Origin of the sequence: Laspinema palackyanum D2c, from assembly GCF_025370875.1 — a bacterium.
Taxonomy (GTDB): domain Bacteria; phylum Cyanobacteriota; class Cyanobacteriia; order Cyanobacteriales; family Laspinemataceae; genus Laspinema; species Laspinema palackyanum.
Genome location: NZ_JAMXFD010000014.1, coordinates 126,584 through 144,495 on the forward strand (window position 1 = coordinate 126,584; position 17,912 = coordinate 144,495).

Sequence of the window (17,912 nt, forward strand, 5' to 3'; positions counted from 1 at the left end):
TATGGCCGTAAAAGCTAACCAACACATTGCCCTAATTTCAGTTCACGGCGACCCTGCCGTAGAAATCGGGAAAGAAGAGGCGGGTGGACAAAACGTTTACGTCCGTCAAGTCGGTGAGGCACTCGCCCAGCAAGGGTGGCAAGTTGATATGTTTACCCGCAAGGCTAATGCAGAAGACCCAACTGTAGTAGAACACGCACCCAATTGCCGCACAATTCGATTAGTGGCGGGTCCAGAATCCTTCGTGCCCAGGCAAGAAATTTTTGAGTATTTACCCACCTTTGTTGAGGCATTGATCCAGTTTCAACAACAAGCGGGAATAGAATATAAATTAGTTCACACCAATTACTGGCTCTCCGCCTGGGTGGGAATGGAACTCAAGAAAAAACAAGGGGTGAAGCAAGTCCATGTTTACCACTCCTTGGGCGCTGTGAAGTATAAATCGATCGCCACTATTCCGACGATCGCCACCACCCGGTTAGGAGTAGAAAAGGCAGTCCTGGAAACTGCAGAACGGATTGTTGCAACCTCTCCCCAGGAACAAGACCATATCCGAACTCTGGTATCTCAGAAGGGGACTATCGAGGTTATTCCCTGTGGGACAGATATCCACCGCTTCGGTTCGATTCAAAAGCAGGAAGCGCGATCGGCCTTGGGAATTGCGCCTGAAAAAAAAGTGGTCTTATATGTGGGTCGGTTTGACCCGCGCAAGGGAATCGAAACCTTAGTTCGCGCTGTGGCGCGATCGCAGTCCCGAGAGAATGCCAACCTGAGTTTAATGATTGCCGGGGGTTCTCGTCCTGGTCAAAGTGATGGCATTGAGCGCGATCGCATTGAGGCGATCGTGGACGAGTTGGGTTTACGGGAGATGACCTATTTCCCGGGACGGATCGGCGATGAGTTGCTGCCGCAGTATTACGCCGCCGCCGATATCTGTGTGGTCCCCAGTCACTATGAACCCTTTGGATTAGTGGCGATCGAAGCAATGGCGAGTCGCACTCCGGTGATTGCCAGTGATGTGGGGGGATTACAATTTAGTGTGAAAGCGGAAGAAACGGGATTACTCTGTCCACCCCAGGAGGATGCCGCATTTGCTGAAGCAATTGATCGGATTCTGTCCAATCCCACCTGGGGCGATCGCCTCGCCGAAGCATCCCGTCAACGGGTGGAAAACCTGTTTAGTTGGGATGGAGTCGCCACACAACTGGGCGAACTTTATCAGGAACTGCTGACAGAGACCCTCATAGAACCCCACCTAGAAAAAGCGATCGCTTAGGACTGGGTTTTAGGGATTAACCTCCTCTCCTCCATTCCTTTTAACCCCGTAGGTTCAAACTGACCTATGGGGTTTTTATCTCGATACTTCCTTCAGCCTTACCCCTAAACAAAAATATCATGGAAATACGCGGCGTTTGGATGACCACTACTGATAGTCAAGTCTTCCGATCCAAAGAAAAAATTAATGAAGCAGTTGCCTTTCTCGCCGAAACGGGATTTAATGTGGTCTTTCCCGTCGTCTGGACCAAAGGATTCACCCTTTATCCCAGTCGAGTTTTAAAGCAGACCTTTGGCATGGAAATCGATCCCCTGTATCAAGGTCGAGACCCTTTAGCTGAACTCATCGAAGCGGCCAACTCATCGGGGATTGCCGTAATTCCCTGGTTTGAATATGGATTCGCTAGTTCCTATCAGTCCAATGGGGGAATGTTGCTGCAAAAAAAACCGGAATGGGCGGCCAAGGACCTGTCAGGAAATCTCCTCAACAAAAATGGGTTTGAGTGGATGAATGCATTGCACCCAGAGGTCCAAGACTTCTTGTTAAAGTTAATCCTGGAAGTGGTCCAAAATTACCCGATCGCAGGCATCCAAGGGGACGATCGCCTCCCCGCATTTCCCCGGGAAGGGGGCTATGATGAATTTACCCGCAACCTTTACCGCCAAAGCTTTCAGTGCGATCCCCCGTCCAATTGTCAAGACACCCAGTGGTTGAAGTGGCGTGCGGATTTACTGACGGAATTTTTATCACAACTCTATCAACAAATTAAAGCGATTAATCCCCGTTTGTTAGTTTCCCTTTCCCCGAATATTTATCCTTGGTGTTTGAATGAGTACCTGCAAGACTCGCAAACCTGGCTAAACCGAGGACTGACGGATTTGATGCATCCTCAGATTTATCGCCGGGATTTTCAGAGTTATCAACGGGTAGTTAATCAGATGGTGAAAAGCCCTTGTTTTTCAGAACAGTTACCGCGAATTTCACCGGGGATTTTGATTAAGTTAGGGGAATATCGGATTAGTCCGGAATATTTGTTAAGCGCGATCGACTACAATCGGGCTTGTGGGCTTCCGGGAGAGGTGTTATTTTTTTATGAGGGGTTACGGGAAGATGATAATGCTTTAGCGAAACCGTTGCGATCGCGCTATAGTAGCCCGGTGCCATTTCCCACTGCTTTAGAGTTAAATCAATGGATTGCGAATCAGCCGACTGGGAGGATAAACCGCCGGGGTTCTGGTTGGTTAGATTGGCTAAAAAGTCGGTTTTAGGGGAGAGTTGGGAAGGGGTAGCAAGACGGGCGATCGGCTTATTTAAACCAGCGGTCGATCGCCGGTTGCCACTTCCGCTCCGTCAGATAAGCAAGGCCAATTAATATCATTAAATTTAATCCATAAAACGCCCAATGTTTCGGGAAATTAGCATTTAAACCCCATTGAACTAAAATTGGATAGCTAAAGATATAAAGTCCATAAGAAATGGGAGCTAAGATGGAGAAATAGCCCAAGATTTGATTAAAATAAATCAGGTGATTACGATACCAATATAGCCCAGCCGTCAACAGGACCAACGCCGCCAAGAAGTGCCGAAACATTAAAAAAGGATAGTAACCGGGCTTGAATTGAGATTCCCCCAACAAAGGAATGGCTGAAATCAGCACCATCCCTAACAGGGCAAGTAAGACGGGTCGCATATTTTTAAACGTAAATGTCCTATCTTTTAAAAATATGTTTGCCATTTCTACTCCCACCCATCCCACAATAAAATAGGAACAAATCAAGGAAATTTGATTGGGTAAGAGTACATAGGTTCCATAAGAAGCTGCGGAAAATAAGAGGATATAGTAAATCCGCCTTGTGGGATTGACAACCCAATGAATGAGCGGATAAAACATCATGTAGAACCACCATTCGTAAGATAATGACCAGAGGGGTAGGTTCCCTAAGAAAGGGTAAAACCAAGTCCCGGGCTTCACGCTCCCAAAATCCTGGAGTAACAGAAAATTACCCAGAATGTCCAGTCCAGATAGTCTCTGCAGTAGGTTTCCGTTCAAACCCACAATTAGCATCGAAAGCAGCATGGAAATTATTAGAGGAAAATAGATTCTTCTAAATCGCTTAATTAAGTAGTTCCAAAAAGACAAGTTGGGGTGACGGAACAAGGAAATTCTGACCAGGAATCCACTTAAAATAAAAAAAACAATAACGGCTTCTTGTCCAGCAGCAAATATTAGTTTTACAAAATCTGGAACTAGGTCTAGGCTATACAAACCGTAAATGAAGTTATGAATTAAGACATAAAAACAGGCCGCTCCCCGAATGGCATCAAGTTTGGGAAAATAAAATTTTTCACCCATATTCGTTCAATCCTATAGGATAGAGTATTCGGTGAGAATTTATTAGAATGGAAAATTCACCAGTTGCTTAGGGTTAAAATGCCCAAGCCTGCCGGTTTTAAAGCATCATTTAAACCGGCTTCATGCAGGTTCGCACTGGGGTAGTGCTGTGAAATTGTAACCAGGTCAAACCGATTCAACGGCTCTGGGAGGCAAGGGTTGTAAGGCAAACTCTACCCCTTTGGGGGCTGTAGGTCTTTTATATTATAGGGTAGAAACCTCAAGTTGCAATCCAAATGAAAGGTGAAACTCGATGTTTTGAGATGAGGAGGCGATCGCCCCTAAAAGCAGACAAAGAACTCCCCGGGTTTGACCCGGGGAGAAAACCGGCTCCAACTGGAGCCCCGGCGGTCATGGGTGCAGGTAATTCTCTGTGGGTAAACTATGAACTCAAATGAAAGGAAAATGTAGACTGCCGGTAGAGTTCGGTGGCAATTTCCTCGGGAACTGGCTTACTAAATAAATAGCCTTGGGCCGCATCGCAATTTGCCGACTTCAAAAATTCCAACTGTTCTAAGGTTTCCACCCCTTCAGCCATCACCTCTAAATTCAAACCATGCCCGAGGGTGACGATCGCCTCAATAATAGCCGCATCAGGGGACTCAGTGGTCACTTCTTGGATAAACGAGCGATCAATTTTTAATTGATCTAAAGGAAAATGCTTCAGGGATGATAATGAGGAATAGCCCGTGCCAAAATCATCCAAGGCAATGGCGATTCCCATTTCATGGAATCCATGCAAGAGAGAAATGGTTAAGTCCACATCCTGCATGGCAATGCTTTCGGTGATTTCCAACTCTAAATAGCCAGGAGGGAGTTTGGTTTGCCTTAAAATTTGGGCGATTTCTTGCAGTAAATTTTGTTGATGAAACTGACGGGCTGATAAATTCACCGCCATCCTAATCGGGGGAAGTCCGGCTAACTGCCACTGGTAATTTTGCCGGGTAGCGGCTTCGATCGCCCATTTCCCGATGGGACAGATCAGGCCCGTTTCTTCTGCCAGGGGAATAAATTCACTGGGGGGAACTAACCCCAGTTCTGGATGCTGCCAGCGAATCAGCGCTTCCATACTGATAATTCGTCCCGTTTTTAAATCAATTTGAGGTTGATAGTACATCCGGAACTCATCTCGGTCTAAGGCTTTGTGTAAACTCGTTTCTAACAGGAGTCTTTCACAGGCTTTCGTGCCGATCGCCGGGGTGTAAAGCTGATAGTTGTTCCTCCCTTGTTGCTTGGCCCGATACATGGCTGCATCAGCATTTTTCAACAGGGTTTCTACATCTTCTCCATCGTAAGGAGCTAGGGCAATTCCTAAACTGGCTTTTACATAAAAATCTTGCTCCTCCAACCGAAAGGGTTCCTGAAAACACTTTAAAATTTTGTTGCTAATTTCTGCCACATCCTCAGCGGAGCTCAAATGATTAATTAAAAACGTAAACTCATCCCCACCCCAACGCGCCAGCATATCTTCTTCGGGCAGAGAACGACTTAACCGTTCGGCGACAATTTTGAGGAGCAAATCTCCAAGTGCATGACCCAGGGTATCATTAATGGTTTTAAACCCATCTAAATCCAGAAAAATCACCCCCAGCATTTCCGCCCGGTGTTGGGTATCGGCGAGGGCCAAAGAAAGGCGCTCGCTAAAGAGTAGACGATTAGCTAACCCGGTTAGGCGATCGTGAGAGGCTTCGTGACGAATCAAATTTTCAACTCGCCTTTGCATGACAGCCATATAGAGATGAGTCCCCACGGATTCAGCCAGTTTAATTTCTTCAACCTTCCAGATTTTGGTCTGTTCTTTTTTAATCTCTCGCCACGCTTCAAAAGAAGCCCGAGGTTTCTGGTTTCGTTCGTCTAAATCATTTCGTCCAGCCCATAAAGTTTCCGTTTCAATTTCATTTCTGAACAAGGTTAAACATCCTAAATATTGTTTATTATATTTTAAGGGAACAATCAAAATCGACCGAATTTTAGTCCCTTGAAAAGCGAAGGCCAAGGGGCTGAAAGCTGGTGTTTTATAAAGATTGCCTATACTGACACTGTGCAAATAAACGATAGAGTGGGGGGAGGAGTGGGATTCCCTATTTCCGTTTAAAGGAGAGGGTAAATCGAGTTCATATCCCTCAAGGCTGGCCCGTTCTGAGGGAGAGATATTTTCCTTCTGCTCAGTTCCTGGCTTGGTCTCGGGAGGCGCAATTTGCTCACTCTTGTTAATCAACTGTTGCCAACAGTCTGTTTCTTCAATCCAAGCAATACTAGGTTGAACGCCATAAGTATAGATTTGAGCCACTGCCCCCGTCATGTCTGGATTGATATAAAGTCGGCCTGCATCGGCCCGTAATGCGAGTACGGTTTCTTTTAGAACAGTTTGGCGAATTTTTTTGATGTCTAAAGGCGAATGCAGCAATCCGCTAATTTTATTCAGGACCGCTTCATCGCGAGCTTGGTTGCGAGTGCGATTTAACAAATCGGATTGGGCGATCGCAATTGACATTTGATCCACGAGTAATTGAACGATTTCAATTTCTCGTTCTGAATATCGTCTGGGTTTAGCATGATGGGAAACCAACAATCCCCACAGATGCTGTTGGTGGAGAATCGGAATGGATAAAGAAGAAGATACCCCCATATTAGTCAGATATTCCGTATGACAGGGGTCTACGGGCCAATAGCGGATCCCTCCTCGACTGATACTTTCTCCATTGTCTGAAAAATCGAGTTCTTCAGTGGTTTTGCGTCCCGATGCCACATCGACGATCACCCGTTGACGGGCTGTTAGAAATAACTCTCGCGCCTTCACGGGAATATCCGTAGCGGGAAACCGTAGTCCCAACATTGAGGGCAAGCGATCGCTTTGAATCGATTCCGCAATCACCTCTCCGCTGCCATCTTCTTCAAATCGATAAATTTTTACCCGATGGGTATTTAAAAAAGCTCTAATTTCTCGGGCGGTAGTTTCTAAAATTTCATGTAATTCTAAAGATTGACGAATCCGACTCGCAATCCGGTTTAATAAATTTTCTCGGTCTAATATAACCACTGCACTGTGTTTGACTTTTCTACGAATCATTGCTGAGTTCTACCCTTCATTAGCATGGTAATTTTAATCGGAGCTATCCGGATTGTGGGGGGAGACTAAACCCCTGCTCCCAGGCATGAGCTAACTACTGCCCCGAAAAATTTTGAGTCAAGAATCCCGAACATCACCCCGTTGCCTTGGGGTTCTTATCCTAGGTGCTACAAGTTAATTTACTTACCAATTACCCCCCCTCAAACTATTTATATTAATTTTACGAGTTTTAACCCGGAAATATTCAAAGGGGGCCACTGTTTTAATATTTTTTAGTAAAAGCACCAGGCATCAGGTACCCGGACCAAGGGACCAGGACCAAGGGACCAAGGACCAAGGACCAAGGACCAAGGGACCAAGGACCCCTGTTGTACAGAACCCGAAGGTTTTCCGGATTAGAAAAATAACCAGGGAAACGTCATCCCCATTCTCATGCTACAATCCGATTTCTCTGAAGGCGTGAGGCGATCGCCCGCTTGGACTCACCTTAAGGGCCCAGAACAATTTAGCCGAGGCGATCGCCTTTGCTAAGGACTGGCAATCAGGGATTTTTCCTGAACCCGAGCCATTCTGTGTTAAAATATATTTCGCAGATAAAGTTTGATTGTCGTGTTTGTTGCGATACAGACAAGCCAACAAACACTATCGGGTTTTAAAGCCAATTCATAACAGATAGCCAGTTTCGGACAAAGCGCGACTGGACGGCTTTGTGCTCCTATCTGTGAGCCTTCGATTGTGAACCCCACCCTCGCAAACGGCTCTCCAGGGGAGGATCGCCCCCATCGGCTATTTCCGTGACTGGAATATCAAGCTTACCCGAGTTGGGGTAAAGCATATTTCACCCGCCCATCTTATTGTTGATACTCAGGAGGATACCGGATGACTCAAGTCGTTGTCGGCGAAAATGAAGCGATCGAATCTGCACTGCGCCGCTTTAAGCGCCAAGTTGCAAAAGAGGGAATTTATGCAGATATGAAGCGTCAGCGTCACTTTGAAACTCCCCTAGAAAAGCGTAAGCGCAAAGAAATTGCACGCCGACGCAAACGCAGATATTCCAGATAGAAGACCCTCAACCCGCTCATCGGAGCGGGGGTCATCATTGGCGATTCGCCTTTGCAGTAGATAGTGCGGGAGTGGGAAGCAGCTTGCTAGAACCGCTAATACTGCTTTAACGCCCGTTCTATCTCCCGCTTGTGCTCCCGTTCTTTCACCGCCGCTCGCTTATCGTGGAGTTGCTTGCCTCGAACAAGAGCAATCTCTACCTTAACTAACCCACGCTTGAGATACATCTTTGTCGGTACCATTGTCAAGCCTTTTTGTTCCACCGTCCCAATCAACTTGCGGATTTGATCCCGGTGCAGCAACAGCTTCCGAGTCCGGGTCGGCTCATGGTTAAAATAGAGACTGGCCGTCTGATAGGGGGAAACATTCACATTCAGCAGCCACGCCTCCGCATCCCGAAACAAGACATACCCATCTCGGATATTCACCTTCCCGGACCGAATGGATTTGACCTCGGTCCCCTTTAATTCAATCCCCGCTTCGTATGTTTCCAGAATCTCATATAAAAAACGGGCTTGGCGATTATCACTGACTATTTTGATGCCTTCGCTTTGTTGCGCCATCGGTATTTCTTAGTTTCTACTCATTCTATGATCAACGAAAGGCGATCCAGCTAAAAACTAGCCTGAACGCCTTTGTCTTACTTTCTAGCCTATCGTTTTTAATCGACTGCTTACATCACTTTAACCCGATCTCCCCTCCCCCGACCCCATTGTTCAACGTCACGACTTGCTGTCGTTCTCTAGTCCGGGCGTACAGTAGAGGAGAGGGCCGTCTAATCTTCTAGGGAAATCTTTTCCATCCCCAGTTCCCGGCTGCCGGTTCTAGCCCAACGTGCAGTCCCTTCGTTACCCTTAAATTCATAATCAAATACGGCAAGGTTAGTGCTAGTCCCCCAACCGACAACTAGCCAATCATCCACCCGCAAACCGATTCCGCGATAGGTTTCATCATCGACATTCCAGGTGACTTGATAGATATCGCGGGATTCGGTAATGGTTAATTCTCCACTAGAGGAAGCACCCTCTTCTCCAGGGTCTGTACTGCTAATTTGATAGGAACCCGCTAACTCACCCGATCGCCCTCCGGTGGCTAGTTCTGTGCCAACCTCCCCATTAGCGGTACTGAGGGTCCATTTGCCATCTAAGGTGCCATCGTTCTGGATTCGATAGAGGGCCACGCCATAAATCCCCTCGTCTAGTCCGGCCCCTACCAATAACCGTCCCTCTTCATAAAACCCCAACCCAGAATAATTGCCTTGGGAGGTTTCCCAAGAGACTTGATAGAGATTGTCGATATTCCCGATCGCCGTGATATCGAGACTGCCGGTGTAAGCTTGACCCCGGGGAGTTCTCGCTTCCGTAATCCCCCAGACTCCTTCGAGGCGATCGGGTGCGGACTGTCGCCTCCAGAAAAATGAGGTTTGATTGGATTCTACTTCCTGAATAACAGGCTGTTCGATCGCCCCGATGGTGGGGGATGCAGCCCCGGCCAACACCATCAGGACACTCAAGAGATAACGGGCTGTATTTCGATAGCTCACGATCAGGTTTCTCCTTCCTTAAGTTCAGTCCAGGGTTAAATTCCGGGGCTTTTGGAGCCCACACCCAACTCCAATGCCCGGTATGAAGGCAGATGACCCCGTTGTAGTCGGGAGGGTTTCGCGGGGGGCGGAGTCTCCGGATTTGCCATATAGAGTCCTCTATTGAGGTGGGGCAATTCATTGGCTATCCCTATTTCTCGGTTTAAATCCCCCAAATTTGCCTAAGTCTGGGGCTGTAAAACCTCTCAATCGCTCTGATTGCAAGGGTTTGAGCCGTAGTCGAGAGAGAGGCCATCTATGCCTTAAGGAGTAATTTTGAGAAAAAACTTGAAAAACCCTTGACATTTCATTTTCAAACGGTAACAATGAATACAGAAAGTAAATCGTTCATCCCTCACCACAAGCCAGTTCATCTCTGAACGGCATGAAGCTGGCAAGGGACGGAAGTAGGGAGTCACTCCCGAAGGAACGCGCCTCAACCTACAAACAAGACTCTATTTAGGAGGCGAAAAACATGAAACTTTCATATCGTGGCACCACTTACGAATATACTCCCGCAGAAGTTGATGTTACCGAAGGCGAACTGGCTGGTAAATATCGCGGGTTAGATTGGAAATTTTGCAATCAGAAGAAAGCACCGGTCCAGCAAACGACCGTGGAACTGAAGTATCGGGGAGTTGCGTTGACCACTGGTGAACCACAGTCCGCAAACACCTCGGCACCGGAACAAGCGCGCCGTCTGATGATGGATCGGCAAGTCAAAGGTGAAAAACGCCAACGTTCGATGTTGAGCCGTTTGACTGCTGAATTCAAGAGCATCCCTGTTCTTGCCCATTAAGGAAAAGTAATTTGAGACTCAGCCTGGTCAGCTAGAGGCTGAGTATAAATTCTCAACAACTTAACTGTTTGAAATATCTCCCATCTGGGGGATATTTTTTTTAGGGGCTTGTACAGGGCGATCGATGGGAACGAGAGCATCGGTCCCCTAACGGCAAGACCCAAAAATGAGTAAACCGACCCGGTTGCTCTTTGCGCTCCTGAACGGGAATCCTAGAGCAGAGGAAGGGGTCTTTATATGTCAAAATTAAGTAGAGATCAGCAGTCGGTTAAGCTGTGGTCAGTCGTTCAAGCTCATCACCCTGGATTAATCGCCGATCGCCTGGAAAAAATATCGAGATCCGTCTGTGGGCGATCGCCCGTCGCCTGTCCTTATGTTGAGAACCTAGCCCTCGTTGATTATGACCCAATTTGACGAATTGCAGCCCCCCGAAGGCTTAACCCCACCTCCATCGCCCCCGGACAGTTCACCTCCGGCGAGACCGATTGCCCCGGTGTGGTCCTGGGTCAACCACTTGCTGGGGGCGGGTTCGGACTATGAAAGAGGGAACCGACTGTATGAACAAAAAAATTATGCCGGGGCAGTAGCCTTTTATGACAAAGCGATTCAAAAAAAGCCCTCGATGCATCGGGCTTGGCTGAAACGCGGCACGGCCCTGATGAATTTACATCGCTATGAAGAGGCGATCGCCGGTTATGATGGGGCGATTCAAGTTAACCCCGATGACTATTGGGGCTGGACCTTCAGAGGTCGTTGTCTCTTTCATTTAACCCGATATCAAGAAGCCTTGGCCTCCTTGGATCAAAGTATTCAAATTAATAGCAATCAATATGAAGCCTGGTATTTCCGAGGGCGATCGCTCTTAGAACTCCAACAATACAAATCCGCCATTACTGCCTTTAATAAAGTAGTCAAACTCAAACCCAAACTCTCTAGCGGATGGTATTACCGAGGTCTGACTTTCCTTGGCCTCGATCGCCCGGAGCTGGCCCTAACCTCCTTGGAACAAGCCATCACCCTGGACCCTCAAAACCCCGCCGCTTGGTTCAATCAAGGGGTCGCCCTCGATCGCCTGCAACGCTACGCCGAAGCCGTCACCGCTTACGATCGCACCCTGCAACTGGTCCCGGAGAATGCCGCATCCTGGTTTAATCGCGGTGTCGCCTTGGACAAGTTGCAACGCTATACCGATGCTGTCGCCTCCTTTGATCGGGTGATTCAATTCGCCCCCAGCAATCCCTTAGTCTGGTTTTATAAAGGCCGCGCCCTCAAGCATCAATGGGTAGAAGCGGCGATCGGCTGTTTTGATAAAGCTATTGAATTACATCCCAACTGGCCCGAGGCTTGGATGAATCGAGGCATTGCCCTCTCCGATGCCGGTCAGTATGAAGTCGCCTTAACCTCCTTTGACCAAGCTACCAAAATTAATCCCAATTTATCCACCGCTTGGTTGGGTCGTGGCATGGCTTTGTATGGACTAGGCCGCTATCAAGATGCCATTCAAGCTCTGAGCAATGCCATTCAAATTCAGCCCAATTTTCCCGAGGCTTGGTATCACCGAGGACTGGCTTTAGAACAACTCCAAAGATATGAAGAAGCCCTCACGGCTTATGAAAAAGTTGTCCAAGTGACCCAAGAACCAATGTTTCTTTATCGGTCCTGGGTCAAACGGTCCGAAGTGTTGGAAAAACTCGAACGCTATCCAGAAGCTCTCGATGCCTTTGCCAAAGTGCTGGAAGTTAAACCCAACGATGCTCAAGCCTGGATGAAACGAGGGGATTTACTCTCGTTAGCGCAACGGTATATTGATGCAATTGTGGCCTATGACCAGGCGATCGCCATCTGGCCTAATCATTATGAACCCTGGATGAAACGAGGGCGAGTTTTGAGCAAAATTGGTCAATATCCCCAGGCGATCGCCGCCTATGATACGGTGATCCAAATGAAACCGACCCATTCCCCAGCTTGGTTGCGGCGCGGAGAATGCTTGGAGAAATTGCACCGCTATCCCGAAGCGGCGCGCTCCTACGGTGTGGCCCTGGAAGTTGATCCCACCTGTACCGATGCGATCGAAAAGCGCAACCGCCTCCATGAAAAACTGGCACAATCTCCGGTTTTTCCCAATGAAACCGATTTAACTTAGAGGGAAAAACTCAGTTCGTTTCCCTCCTATTCAGGGTGAAGCCATGTTAAAACGAATCACAATAGCAACAGCAGTCGGATTGATTCACTTGGGGATATTTCCCACTCTAGCTGTCAGTGCTAACCCAGAGCACCTTTTGCAGCTACAAACGGGTAATGAATGTCGCAACTGTGACCTCAGTGGGGCGGATCTCACCGGGTTAGATTTACGGGGGGCGGATTTAATGGGTGCCAATTTGCGAAAAGCTATTCTTAGCCAAGCCAATCTGATGGATGCTAATTTAACCGCTGCTGACCTTCAAAATGCCATTTTGATTGAGACGAATTTGTTTAGCAGCAACCTCAGTTATGCTAATCTCAGCGGTACGAATCTTCAAGATGCGATTTTAGTCAGTGCGAATCTCAACGGCACCGACTTTACAGGGGCGGTTCTTCAGGGTAGCAGCGGCGTCCAAGTCCGGAATCCGGATTTAAAATAAACTCGTCAGGGGACTAGGGCATGAGTTGATCAAGAAGCCCGGTTGTCTTGATTTTACTGTGCCGATGCTCCAATAACCCGAATTTTTGTGGTTGGGTTTAATCCTTACCCCGATGTGATAGAGCGATTCTAAATGGATTGGAAAAAATTTAAAGGGAGTGGGAGCATCGGGCTCCCTTGTAGTCCGCAGGAGCAAGATGCTCCCACTTCTGAATTCTATAGTCCTAATGATTTAGACTCGTTATAACCCGCGCTAACCCGGACTAAATTACCTTGATTTAGGTCCTAAAAATTACTCAAATCGTGCCAATTCACTATGCGATTATCTTATATTCAGTCGGGTTTATGGTTGCTGATGCTGGCTGCGGTGCAGTTAGCTTTATTTCCCATTTTCGTCGAGATGATGTTTCAGGAAAAATTCATCTTCGGGACGATTGAATGGGGGGGATTGCTTCCCCAGACGCAGGGGAATTGGCAGTTGATTTTTTGGATACAGGCAGTTGCTTCCGTTGCTGGCATCCCTATCCTGGGAAAATTTTATTATCCGCAACTGGGAGAAGACCTCAAGAAGCTATTCAGGGGAGAAAATCCCAAGGTATTAAAGCTGGCCATTCTCAGTGGATTTTCCCTATTTGTGGCGTGGGAGGCGATCGCCATCGGCTGTTGGCAAATTCCCCCTGGGGTAGTGGTGGGATTTTTCCTGATCTATCCGATTTTAACAACTCTTGGGGCCTGGAAATTCTGGGGATATCGTCCCCATCAAACCCGAATTACAGCGATGACGATTGTCACGATTGGCAGTTTATTCGCCTTAAAAGTTCCGGCTATGTTTGCCGCAACTCCAATCCAAGGGTTCTTGGGAATTTTGGCGGCAATGGTTGGGGGGATTGCTTTTGCCAGTTATTTGCTGTTGACCTATCGAGGGACCCGATCGCTTCATCCCCTCCCCTTTAGTGCGATCGCCTTGGCAACGCTGCTGGGATTCGCGTCCCTGAGTTTAATCTTCCCGTTACCCGGGACGGCGATCTCGATGCCACTGTCGGAGTTACCCCGTTTGATGGTGGGGAGTGTCATTTTAGGGATTTTAACCTTGGTGGGTTATTCGTTCACTGCTTATGGGATTTTACTCGCTGGGGTGACTCGGGGGGCGACTGCGATCGCCAGTGTCCCGGCATTGTTTGTTCTATTTGGAGCTATTCTGGTTCATGATTTCCTGGATCTCAAACAAATCTTTGCTTTAGTAATTGTCATTTTAGGCTTATTAGTATTAATTACTGAACCGATGGTTCGGCAAGATTGGTATGATTAATCCTGGGATATTTTTGACCTCTCCCCGACCCTCTCCTAGAGAGCAGAGGGAGAATAAGGAAATTTTTTTATTACTCAGAGGGGAGAATTTACGTCTTTCTCCCCCTTCCGTTGTAGGGAATGGGGCTGGGGGGTTAGGTCTCTTTTCAAAATCGAGATGCTCCCTATAAAGCATCATTAGAGAAAAATTAGCCAATCCAGGGATAAAACATGGTAGAGGGCGATCGCTTAATCTTGCGGGACTGTCGCTTATTAACTGGGGAACGGGTAGATATTCAGGTGGAACAGGGGAGGATCGCGGCGATCGCCCCCCACCTATCTGGGCAGGCCCCTCGGGAACTGAATGTTCAGGGCCACCTGGTTAGTCCTCCGTTTGTGGAATCTCACATTCATTTAGATTCCGCCTTAACTGCGGGAGAACCTCGGTTTAATCAAAGCGGGACATTATTTGAGGGGATTCAAATTTGGGGGGAACGCAAGCCCCAATTGACCCGGGAGGATGTCAAGCAACGGGCGATCGCAACCTTGAAACAATTGGCATCCCAGGGGGTGTTATTCGTTCGCACCCATGTGGATGTGAGTACGCCAGACCTCACCGCGTTACAGGCGATGTTGGAAGTGAGAGAGGCGATTCAAGAATGGGTGACGTTGCAAGTGGTGGCATTTCCCCAAGATGGGATTTATGGAGAGGTCCAGACAGAAGAATTGCTGGAAGAAGCGTTAAAACTGGGTGCAGATGTGGTGGGGGGGATTCCCCATTATGAATTAACCCGGGAGGATGGAGTGCGATCGGTTCATCGCATCTTTGAATTGGCCCAACAATATGACCGACTGATTGATATTCACTGCGATGAAATTGATGATGATCAGTCGCGCTTTTTGGAGGTGGTGGCCGCTTGTGCCATTCGCAGTGGTTTCGGTGAGCGAGTTACCGCTTCTCATACGACGGCTTTTGGGTCTTATAATAATGCTTATGCCAATAAATTAATGGGATTTTTGAGGCTATCGCAGATTAACTTTGTGGCGAATCCCTTAATTAATATTACCCTGCAAGGACGGACAGATACCTATCCTAAACGACGCGGCATCACCCGAGTCAAAGAATTATGGCAAAATGGTTTAAATGTTTCTTTAGGACAGGATTGTATTCAAGACCCCTGGTACAGTTTAGGGACGGGAAATATGCTTGATGTGGCTTATATGGCGCTTCATGTTTGTCAGATGACTGGGGTTGAGGAAATCAATGCCTGTTATGATATGGTCACGACTCATGGCGCAAAAACCCTAAAAATTGAACAGGATTATGGGTTAGAAATTGGCAAACCGGCCAATTTAATCATCTGGGAAGCAGACCGTAAATTTGAGATATTACGCCGTCGTCCTCCGGTGCGATATGTGATGGCGCGAGGCAGATTACTCGCCCAAACCCAACCTTCCATCACCACTTGGGAACTAGAGAATTGGGGTGAGGGGGTTTAATGTTGAGATGGGAAATGATGAATAGTAGGAGGGGATTGTGGAATAGGGGTGGGATAGAGAAAGATGAATCGGGAAACATCAGGGGGTGAATTAATTGGGAGGGGGGGTTTCCTCAAGCTCGGCGATCGCCCGGAGAATATTTTGATAATCTAAATGCGCTAAATAATATTGTAACTGTTCGGCTAAGGTCCTATGGTGGGGAGGGAGTTGAACAATCAGTTGCTGAATCTCCCTGGCATCAGCCCTGTAGATAGCCTGAGTCATCTCAACAATCCATTCGCTAGAGAGGTGGGAGTCAGCAAATCGTTCAGACTTAACGGATTTTATGGCTTCCAAAATGGTATTATAATCAAAATTTTCTAAGCACTCTCGAATAATTTGCTCTAGTTCGCCGCATTCCGAAGGAATTTCTGAAACAAGCCGATTGAGTTGTTCATCATCAAGGGCTAAAGTCGCATATTCGAGATCACAAATCAGGGAAGTGGATAATTTGCTTAAATTTTTCCATTGATTTTCTCTGAAGCGCAATTTTTCGCTTAAAATAGAAGTCATTTCTTCATAAACGTAGGATACCCCCAAGTGCTTAGAAAGCATTTCAAACACTTTGGACTCTTGAATGGGTTTAATCAGAAAATCATCGTAGCCAGCGGATAAAATAGCGGCTTTATCTTCTTCAAAAACACTGGCAGTCACTGCGATAATGGTGGGGAGTGCCCCTTGAGAAATTGTTTTAATTTTTCGGGTGGCTTCGCATCCATCGAGGATGGGCATTCGTAGATCCATCCAGATTAAATGGGGGTCAAAACTGTTATAAATTTCAACAGATTCTTGACCATTTGTGGCTTCTCTCACCTCAAATCCCACGGATGAAAGCATCGTAGTCAGCAGTTCCCGGTTAGTGGCTTGGTCATCAGCGACCAAAATCCGATAGGTGGGTTGATTGGGGGCGATCGCCACGACTCTGGGGGACCAAGTTTGCTCTCCCAAGTGGTCCGTTGATTCCACCGGCTTAACGGCAATTTGAAATTTAAAGGTTGTTCCCACATCAGGTTCAGAACTAACCGTAATCTCGCCCCCTAACAAGCGTACATATTTACGGCAAATCACTAACCCAAGTCCCGTCCCTTCTGCCGCTGCCATGCCCGTTTCCGTCTGGACAAAAGGCTGGAATAGCTTGCTGATTTCCTCGGAACTAATCCCTTTGCCGGTATCGGTTATTTCAAAACTTAAAAAGGTGTTTTCCGCGTCGAGGAGGGCATTCACACGCAATTTAATTTCTCCCGAAGGAGTGAATTTAATCGCATTGCTCAAAAGGTTGATTAAAATTTGCCGGAGTTTGAGGCGATCGCTCTCGATGACGAGGGGAACCCGGCTCTCTACGATAATGTCCAAATTTAACCCTTTTTCCCGGAGTTTGAGTCGAAACATTTCTTCGAGTTCGACCAACATATCTTTTAAGATAAATTCCATCAAATTAATCGGCACATTATCGTCATAATTTTCCAGTTTAGATAAATCTAAAATTTCATTAATTAAATTAAGAAGATGTTCTCCACTACGATGAATAATGCCTAAATTATTTTTTTGTTCCAGAGTTAAGTTAGAACTATGGCTCAACAATTGAGTGAACCCGATAATTGCATTCAGAGGAGTCCGTAACTCATGGCTCATGTTGGCCAGAAAGCTGGTTTTAGCCCGATTCGCGGCATTCGCTAACTCTACCGCCTCTTGCAGAGCTTCTTCCGTCCGTCGCCGAACCCCGATTTCTATTTCAAGTTCCTGATTTTTTTCTTCTAGCTTTTGCTTAAGTTTTTGATTGGTTAACTGGGCTTCAATTCTGACTAATATTTCCTCGGAACGAAAGGGTTTGGTAATATAATCGTTAGCCCCTTTTTTGAAGGCTTGGAGTAAATTTTCGACTTCATTACTGGCAGTTAAAAATATTATAGGGATTTCGCTAAATTTAGGAGTATTTTTTAAAATTTCACAGACTTCTAATCCGCTCATTTCTGGCATCATCAAATCCAGAAGAATCAGATCCGGATGGGCGCTTTCCACCCGCTCTAAAGCTTGTTGACCGCTTGGGGCAAAAGTAGTTTCATACCCCGCCACTTCTAATATTTCCCCAATGACCTGGAGATTTTGCCTGACATCATCTACCACTAAAATTAAACAATCTTCGGGTTGGAATAACAACATAAAAGTTGGGGATTTTACGGTTAAGAATTAAACAAGAAAGGCACTCATCCAAGCGGTGCCATATCATCGGGGAAAGTTAGAGGGAGGTTGGGCTTTGGAGTCCCTTAAACAAGTGGAGTTTTGGT

At 47.0% G+C, this 17,912-nt stretch carries 14 protein-coding genes and 1 riboswitch; of the genes, 9 read left to right on the plus strand and 5 right to left on the minus strand.

Annotation, left to right across the window (positions count from 1 at the left end; translation table 11 throughout):
• Nucleotide 1: 1 nt before the first annotated feature.
• Together NG795_RS17070 and NG795_RS17075 are read left to right on the plus strand one after the other, a co-directional pair.
• A complete protein-coding gene (locus NG795_RS17070; RefSeq protein WP_367289848.1) occupies nt 2–1,276 on the plus strand; it encodes a glycosyltransferase family 4 protein in 1,275 nt (424 codons plus the stop codon).
• A 119-nt stretch (nt 1,277–1,395) separates the two neighbouring features.
• Complete coding sequence (locus NG795_RS17075) at nt 1,396–2,544, plus strand: glycoside hydrolase family 10-like protein (protein WP_367289849.1); 1,149 nt, start codon at nt 1,396–1,398, stop codon at nt 2,542–2,544.
• A gap of 38 nt (nt 2,545–2,582) precedes the next feature.
• Here NG795_RS17075 and NG795_RS17080 read toward each other — a convergent pair whose 3' ends face one another.
• Both NG795_RS17080 and NG795_RS17085 read right to left on the minus strand, forming a co-directional pair.
• Nucleotides 2,583–3,629 (minus strand): acyltransferase family protein, encoded by a 1,047-nt coding sequence (locus NG795_RS17080; RefSeq protein ID WP_367289850.1) that lies wholly within the window; start codon nt 3,627–3,629, stop codon nt 2,583–2,585.
• A gap of 421 nt (nt 3,630–4,050) precedes the next feature.
• Complete coding sequence (locus tag NG795_RS17085) at nt 4,051–6,738, minus strand: EAL domain-containing protein (protein ID WP_367289851.1); 2,688 nt, start codon at nt 6,736–6,738, stop codon at nt 4,051–4,053.
• A gap of 879 nt (nt 6,739–7,617) precedes the next feature.
• On the opposite strand from NG795_RS17085, the gene rpsU reads away from it, so the two are divergent.
• On the plus strand, nt 7,618–7,800 hold the full coding sequence (gene rpsU, locus NG795_RS17090; protein ID WP_015149204.1) for a 30S ribosomal protein S21: 183 nt from the start codon (nt 7,618–7,620) through the stop codon (nt 7,798–7,800).
• A gap of 95 nt (nt 7,801–7,895) precedes the next feature.
• Here the strand turns inward: rpsU and smpB are convergent, their stop codons facing one another.
• Complete coding sequence (smpB, locus tag NG795_RS17095; protein WP_367289852.1) at nt 7,896–8,363, minus strand: SsrA-binding protein SmpB; 468 nt, start codon at nt 8,361–8,363, stop codon at nt 7,896–7,898.
• A 212-nt stretch (nt 8,364–8,575) separates the two neighbouring features.
• Entirely contained in the window at nt 8,576–9,343 is a 768-nt protein-coding gene (locus tag NG795_RS17100; RefSeq protein WP_367289853.1) for a hypothetical protein, read from the minus strand.
• Between the two features lie 382 nt (nt 9,344–9,725).
• Nucleotides 9,726–9,818, plus strand: a riboswitch (Glutamine riboswitch).
• Nucleotides 9,819–9,857: 39 nt separating this feature from the next.
• Between NG795_RS17100 and NG795_RS17105 the strand changes: the two genes are divergently transcribed.
• The 6 genes from NG795_RS17105 to codA all read left to right on the plus strand — a co-directional run bounded on the left by NG795_RS17105 (nt 9,858) and on the right by codA (nt 15,588).
• Nucleotides 9,858–10,181, plus strand: a complete 324-nt coding sequence (locus NG795_RS17105) for a DUF4278 domain-containing protein (protein ID WP_367289854.1) — start codon at nt 9,858–9,860, stop codon at nt 10,179–10,181.
• A gap of 237 nt (nt 10,182–10,418) precedes the next feature.
• Nucleotides 10,419–10,595 carry a hypothetical protein gene (locus NG795_RS17110; RefSeq protein WP_367289855.1) on the plus strand — a complete coding sequence of 59 codons (177 nt, stop codon included), beginning with the start codon at nt 10,419–10,421 and terminating at the stop codon, nt 10,593–10,595.
• Nucleotides 10,582–12,324, plus strand: a complete 1,743-nt coding sequence (locus tag NG795_RS17115) for a tetratricopeptide repeat protein (protein ID WP_367289856.1) — start codon at nt 10,582–10,584, stop codon at nt 12,322–12,324. The genes NG795_RS17110 and NG795_RS17115 overlap by 14 nt, the downstream gene beginning before the upstream one ends.
• Before the next feature lie 43 nt (nt 12,325–12,367).
• Nucleotides 12,368–12,802 (plus strand): pentapeptide repeat-containing protein, encoded by a 435-nt coding sequence (locus NG795_RS17120; protein ID WP_367289857.1) that lies wholly within the window; start codon nt 12,368–12,370, stop codon nt 12,800–12,802.
• A 315-nt stretch (nt 12,803–13,117) separates the two neighbouring features.
• Nucleotides 13,118–14,110 (plus strand): EamA family transporter, encoded by a 993-nt coding sequence (locus NG795_RS17125; protein WP_367289858.1) that lies wholly within the window; start codon nt 13,118–13,120, stop codon nt 14,108–14,110.
• 209 nt (nt 14,111–14,319) lie between these two features.
• Nucleotides 14,320–15,588 carry a cytosine deaminase gene (gene codA / locus NG795_RS17130; RefSeq protein ID WP_367289859.1) on the plus strand — a complete coding sequence of 423 codons (1,269 nt, stop codon included), beginning with the start codon at nt 14,320–14,322 and terminating at the stop codon, nt 15,586–15,588.
• Nucleotides 15,589–15,678: 90 nt separating this feature from the next.
• Here codA and NG795_RS17135 read toward each other — a convergent pair whose 3' ends face one another.
• Nucleotides 15,679–17,787 carry a response regulator gene (locus tag NG795_RS17135; RefSeq protein WP_367289860.1) on the minus strand — a complete coding sequence of 703 codons (2,109 nt, stop codon included), beginning with the start codon at nt 17,785–17,787 and terminating at the stop codon, nt 15,679–15,681.
• Nucleotides 17,788–17,912: the final 125 nt, after the last annotated feature.

What these genes read in the sequence shown, in the direction of transcription:
- NG795_RS17070 (WP_367289848.1), top strand. Translation starts at nt 2, where the DNA reads ATGGCCGTAAAAGCTAACCAACACATTGCCCTAATTTCAGTTCACGGC.
- NG795_RS17075 (WP_367289849.1), top strand. Translation starts at nt 1,396, where the DNA reads ATGGAAATACGCGGCGTTTGGATGACCACTACTGATAGTCAAGTCTTC.
- NG795_RS17080 (WP_367289850.1), bottom strand. Translation starts at nt 3,629, where the DNA reads ATGGGTGAAAAATTTTATTTTCCCAAACTTGATGCCATTCGGGGAGCG.
- NG795_RS17085 (WP_367289851.1), bottom strand. Translation starts at nt 6,738, where the DNA reads ATGATTCGTAGAAAAGTCAAACACAGTGCAGTGGTTATATTAGACCGA.
- rpsU (WP_015149204.1), top strand. Translation starts at nt 7,618, where the DNA reads ATGACTCAAGTCGTTGTCGGCGAAAATGAAGCGATCGAATCTGCACTG.
- smpB (WP_367289852.1), bottom strand. Translation starts at nt 8,363, where the DNA reads ATGGCGCAACAAAGCGAAGGCATCAAAATAGTCAGTGATAATCGCCAA.
- NG795_RS17105 (WP_367289854.1), top strand. Translation starts at nt 9,858, where the DNA reads ATGAAACTTTCATATCGTGGCACCACTTACGAATATACTCCCGCAGAA.
- NG795_RS17110 (WP_367289855.1), top strand. Translation starts at nt 10,419, where the DNA reads ATGTCAAAATTAAGTAGAGATCAGCAGTCGGTTAAGCTGTGGTCAGTC.
- NG795_RS17115 (WP_367289856.1), top strand. Translation starts at nt 10,582, where the DNA reads ATGACCCAATTTGACGAATTGCAGCCCCCCGAAGGCTTAACCCCACCT.
- NG795_RS17120 (WP_367289857.1), top strand. Translation starts at nt 12,368, where the DNA reads ATGTTAAAACGAATCACAATAGCAACAGCAGTCGGATTGATTCACTTG.
- NG795_RS17125 (WP_367289858.1), top strand. Translation starts at nt 13,118, where the DNA reads ATGCGATTATCTTATATTCAGTCGGGTTTATGGTTGCTGATGCTGGCT.
- codA (WP_367289859.1), top strand. Translation starts at nt 14,320, where the DNA reads ATGGTAGAGGGCGATCGCTTAATCTTGCGGGACTGTCGCTTATTAACT.
- NG795_RS17135 (WP_367289860.1), bottom strand. Translation starts at nt 17,787, where the DNA reads ATGTTGTTATTCCAACCCGAAGATTGTTTAATTTTAGTGGTAGATGAT.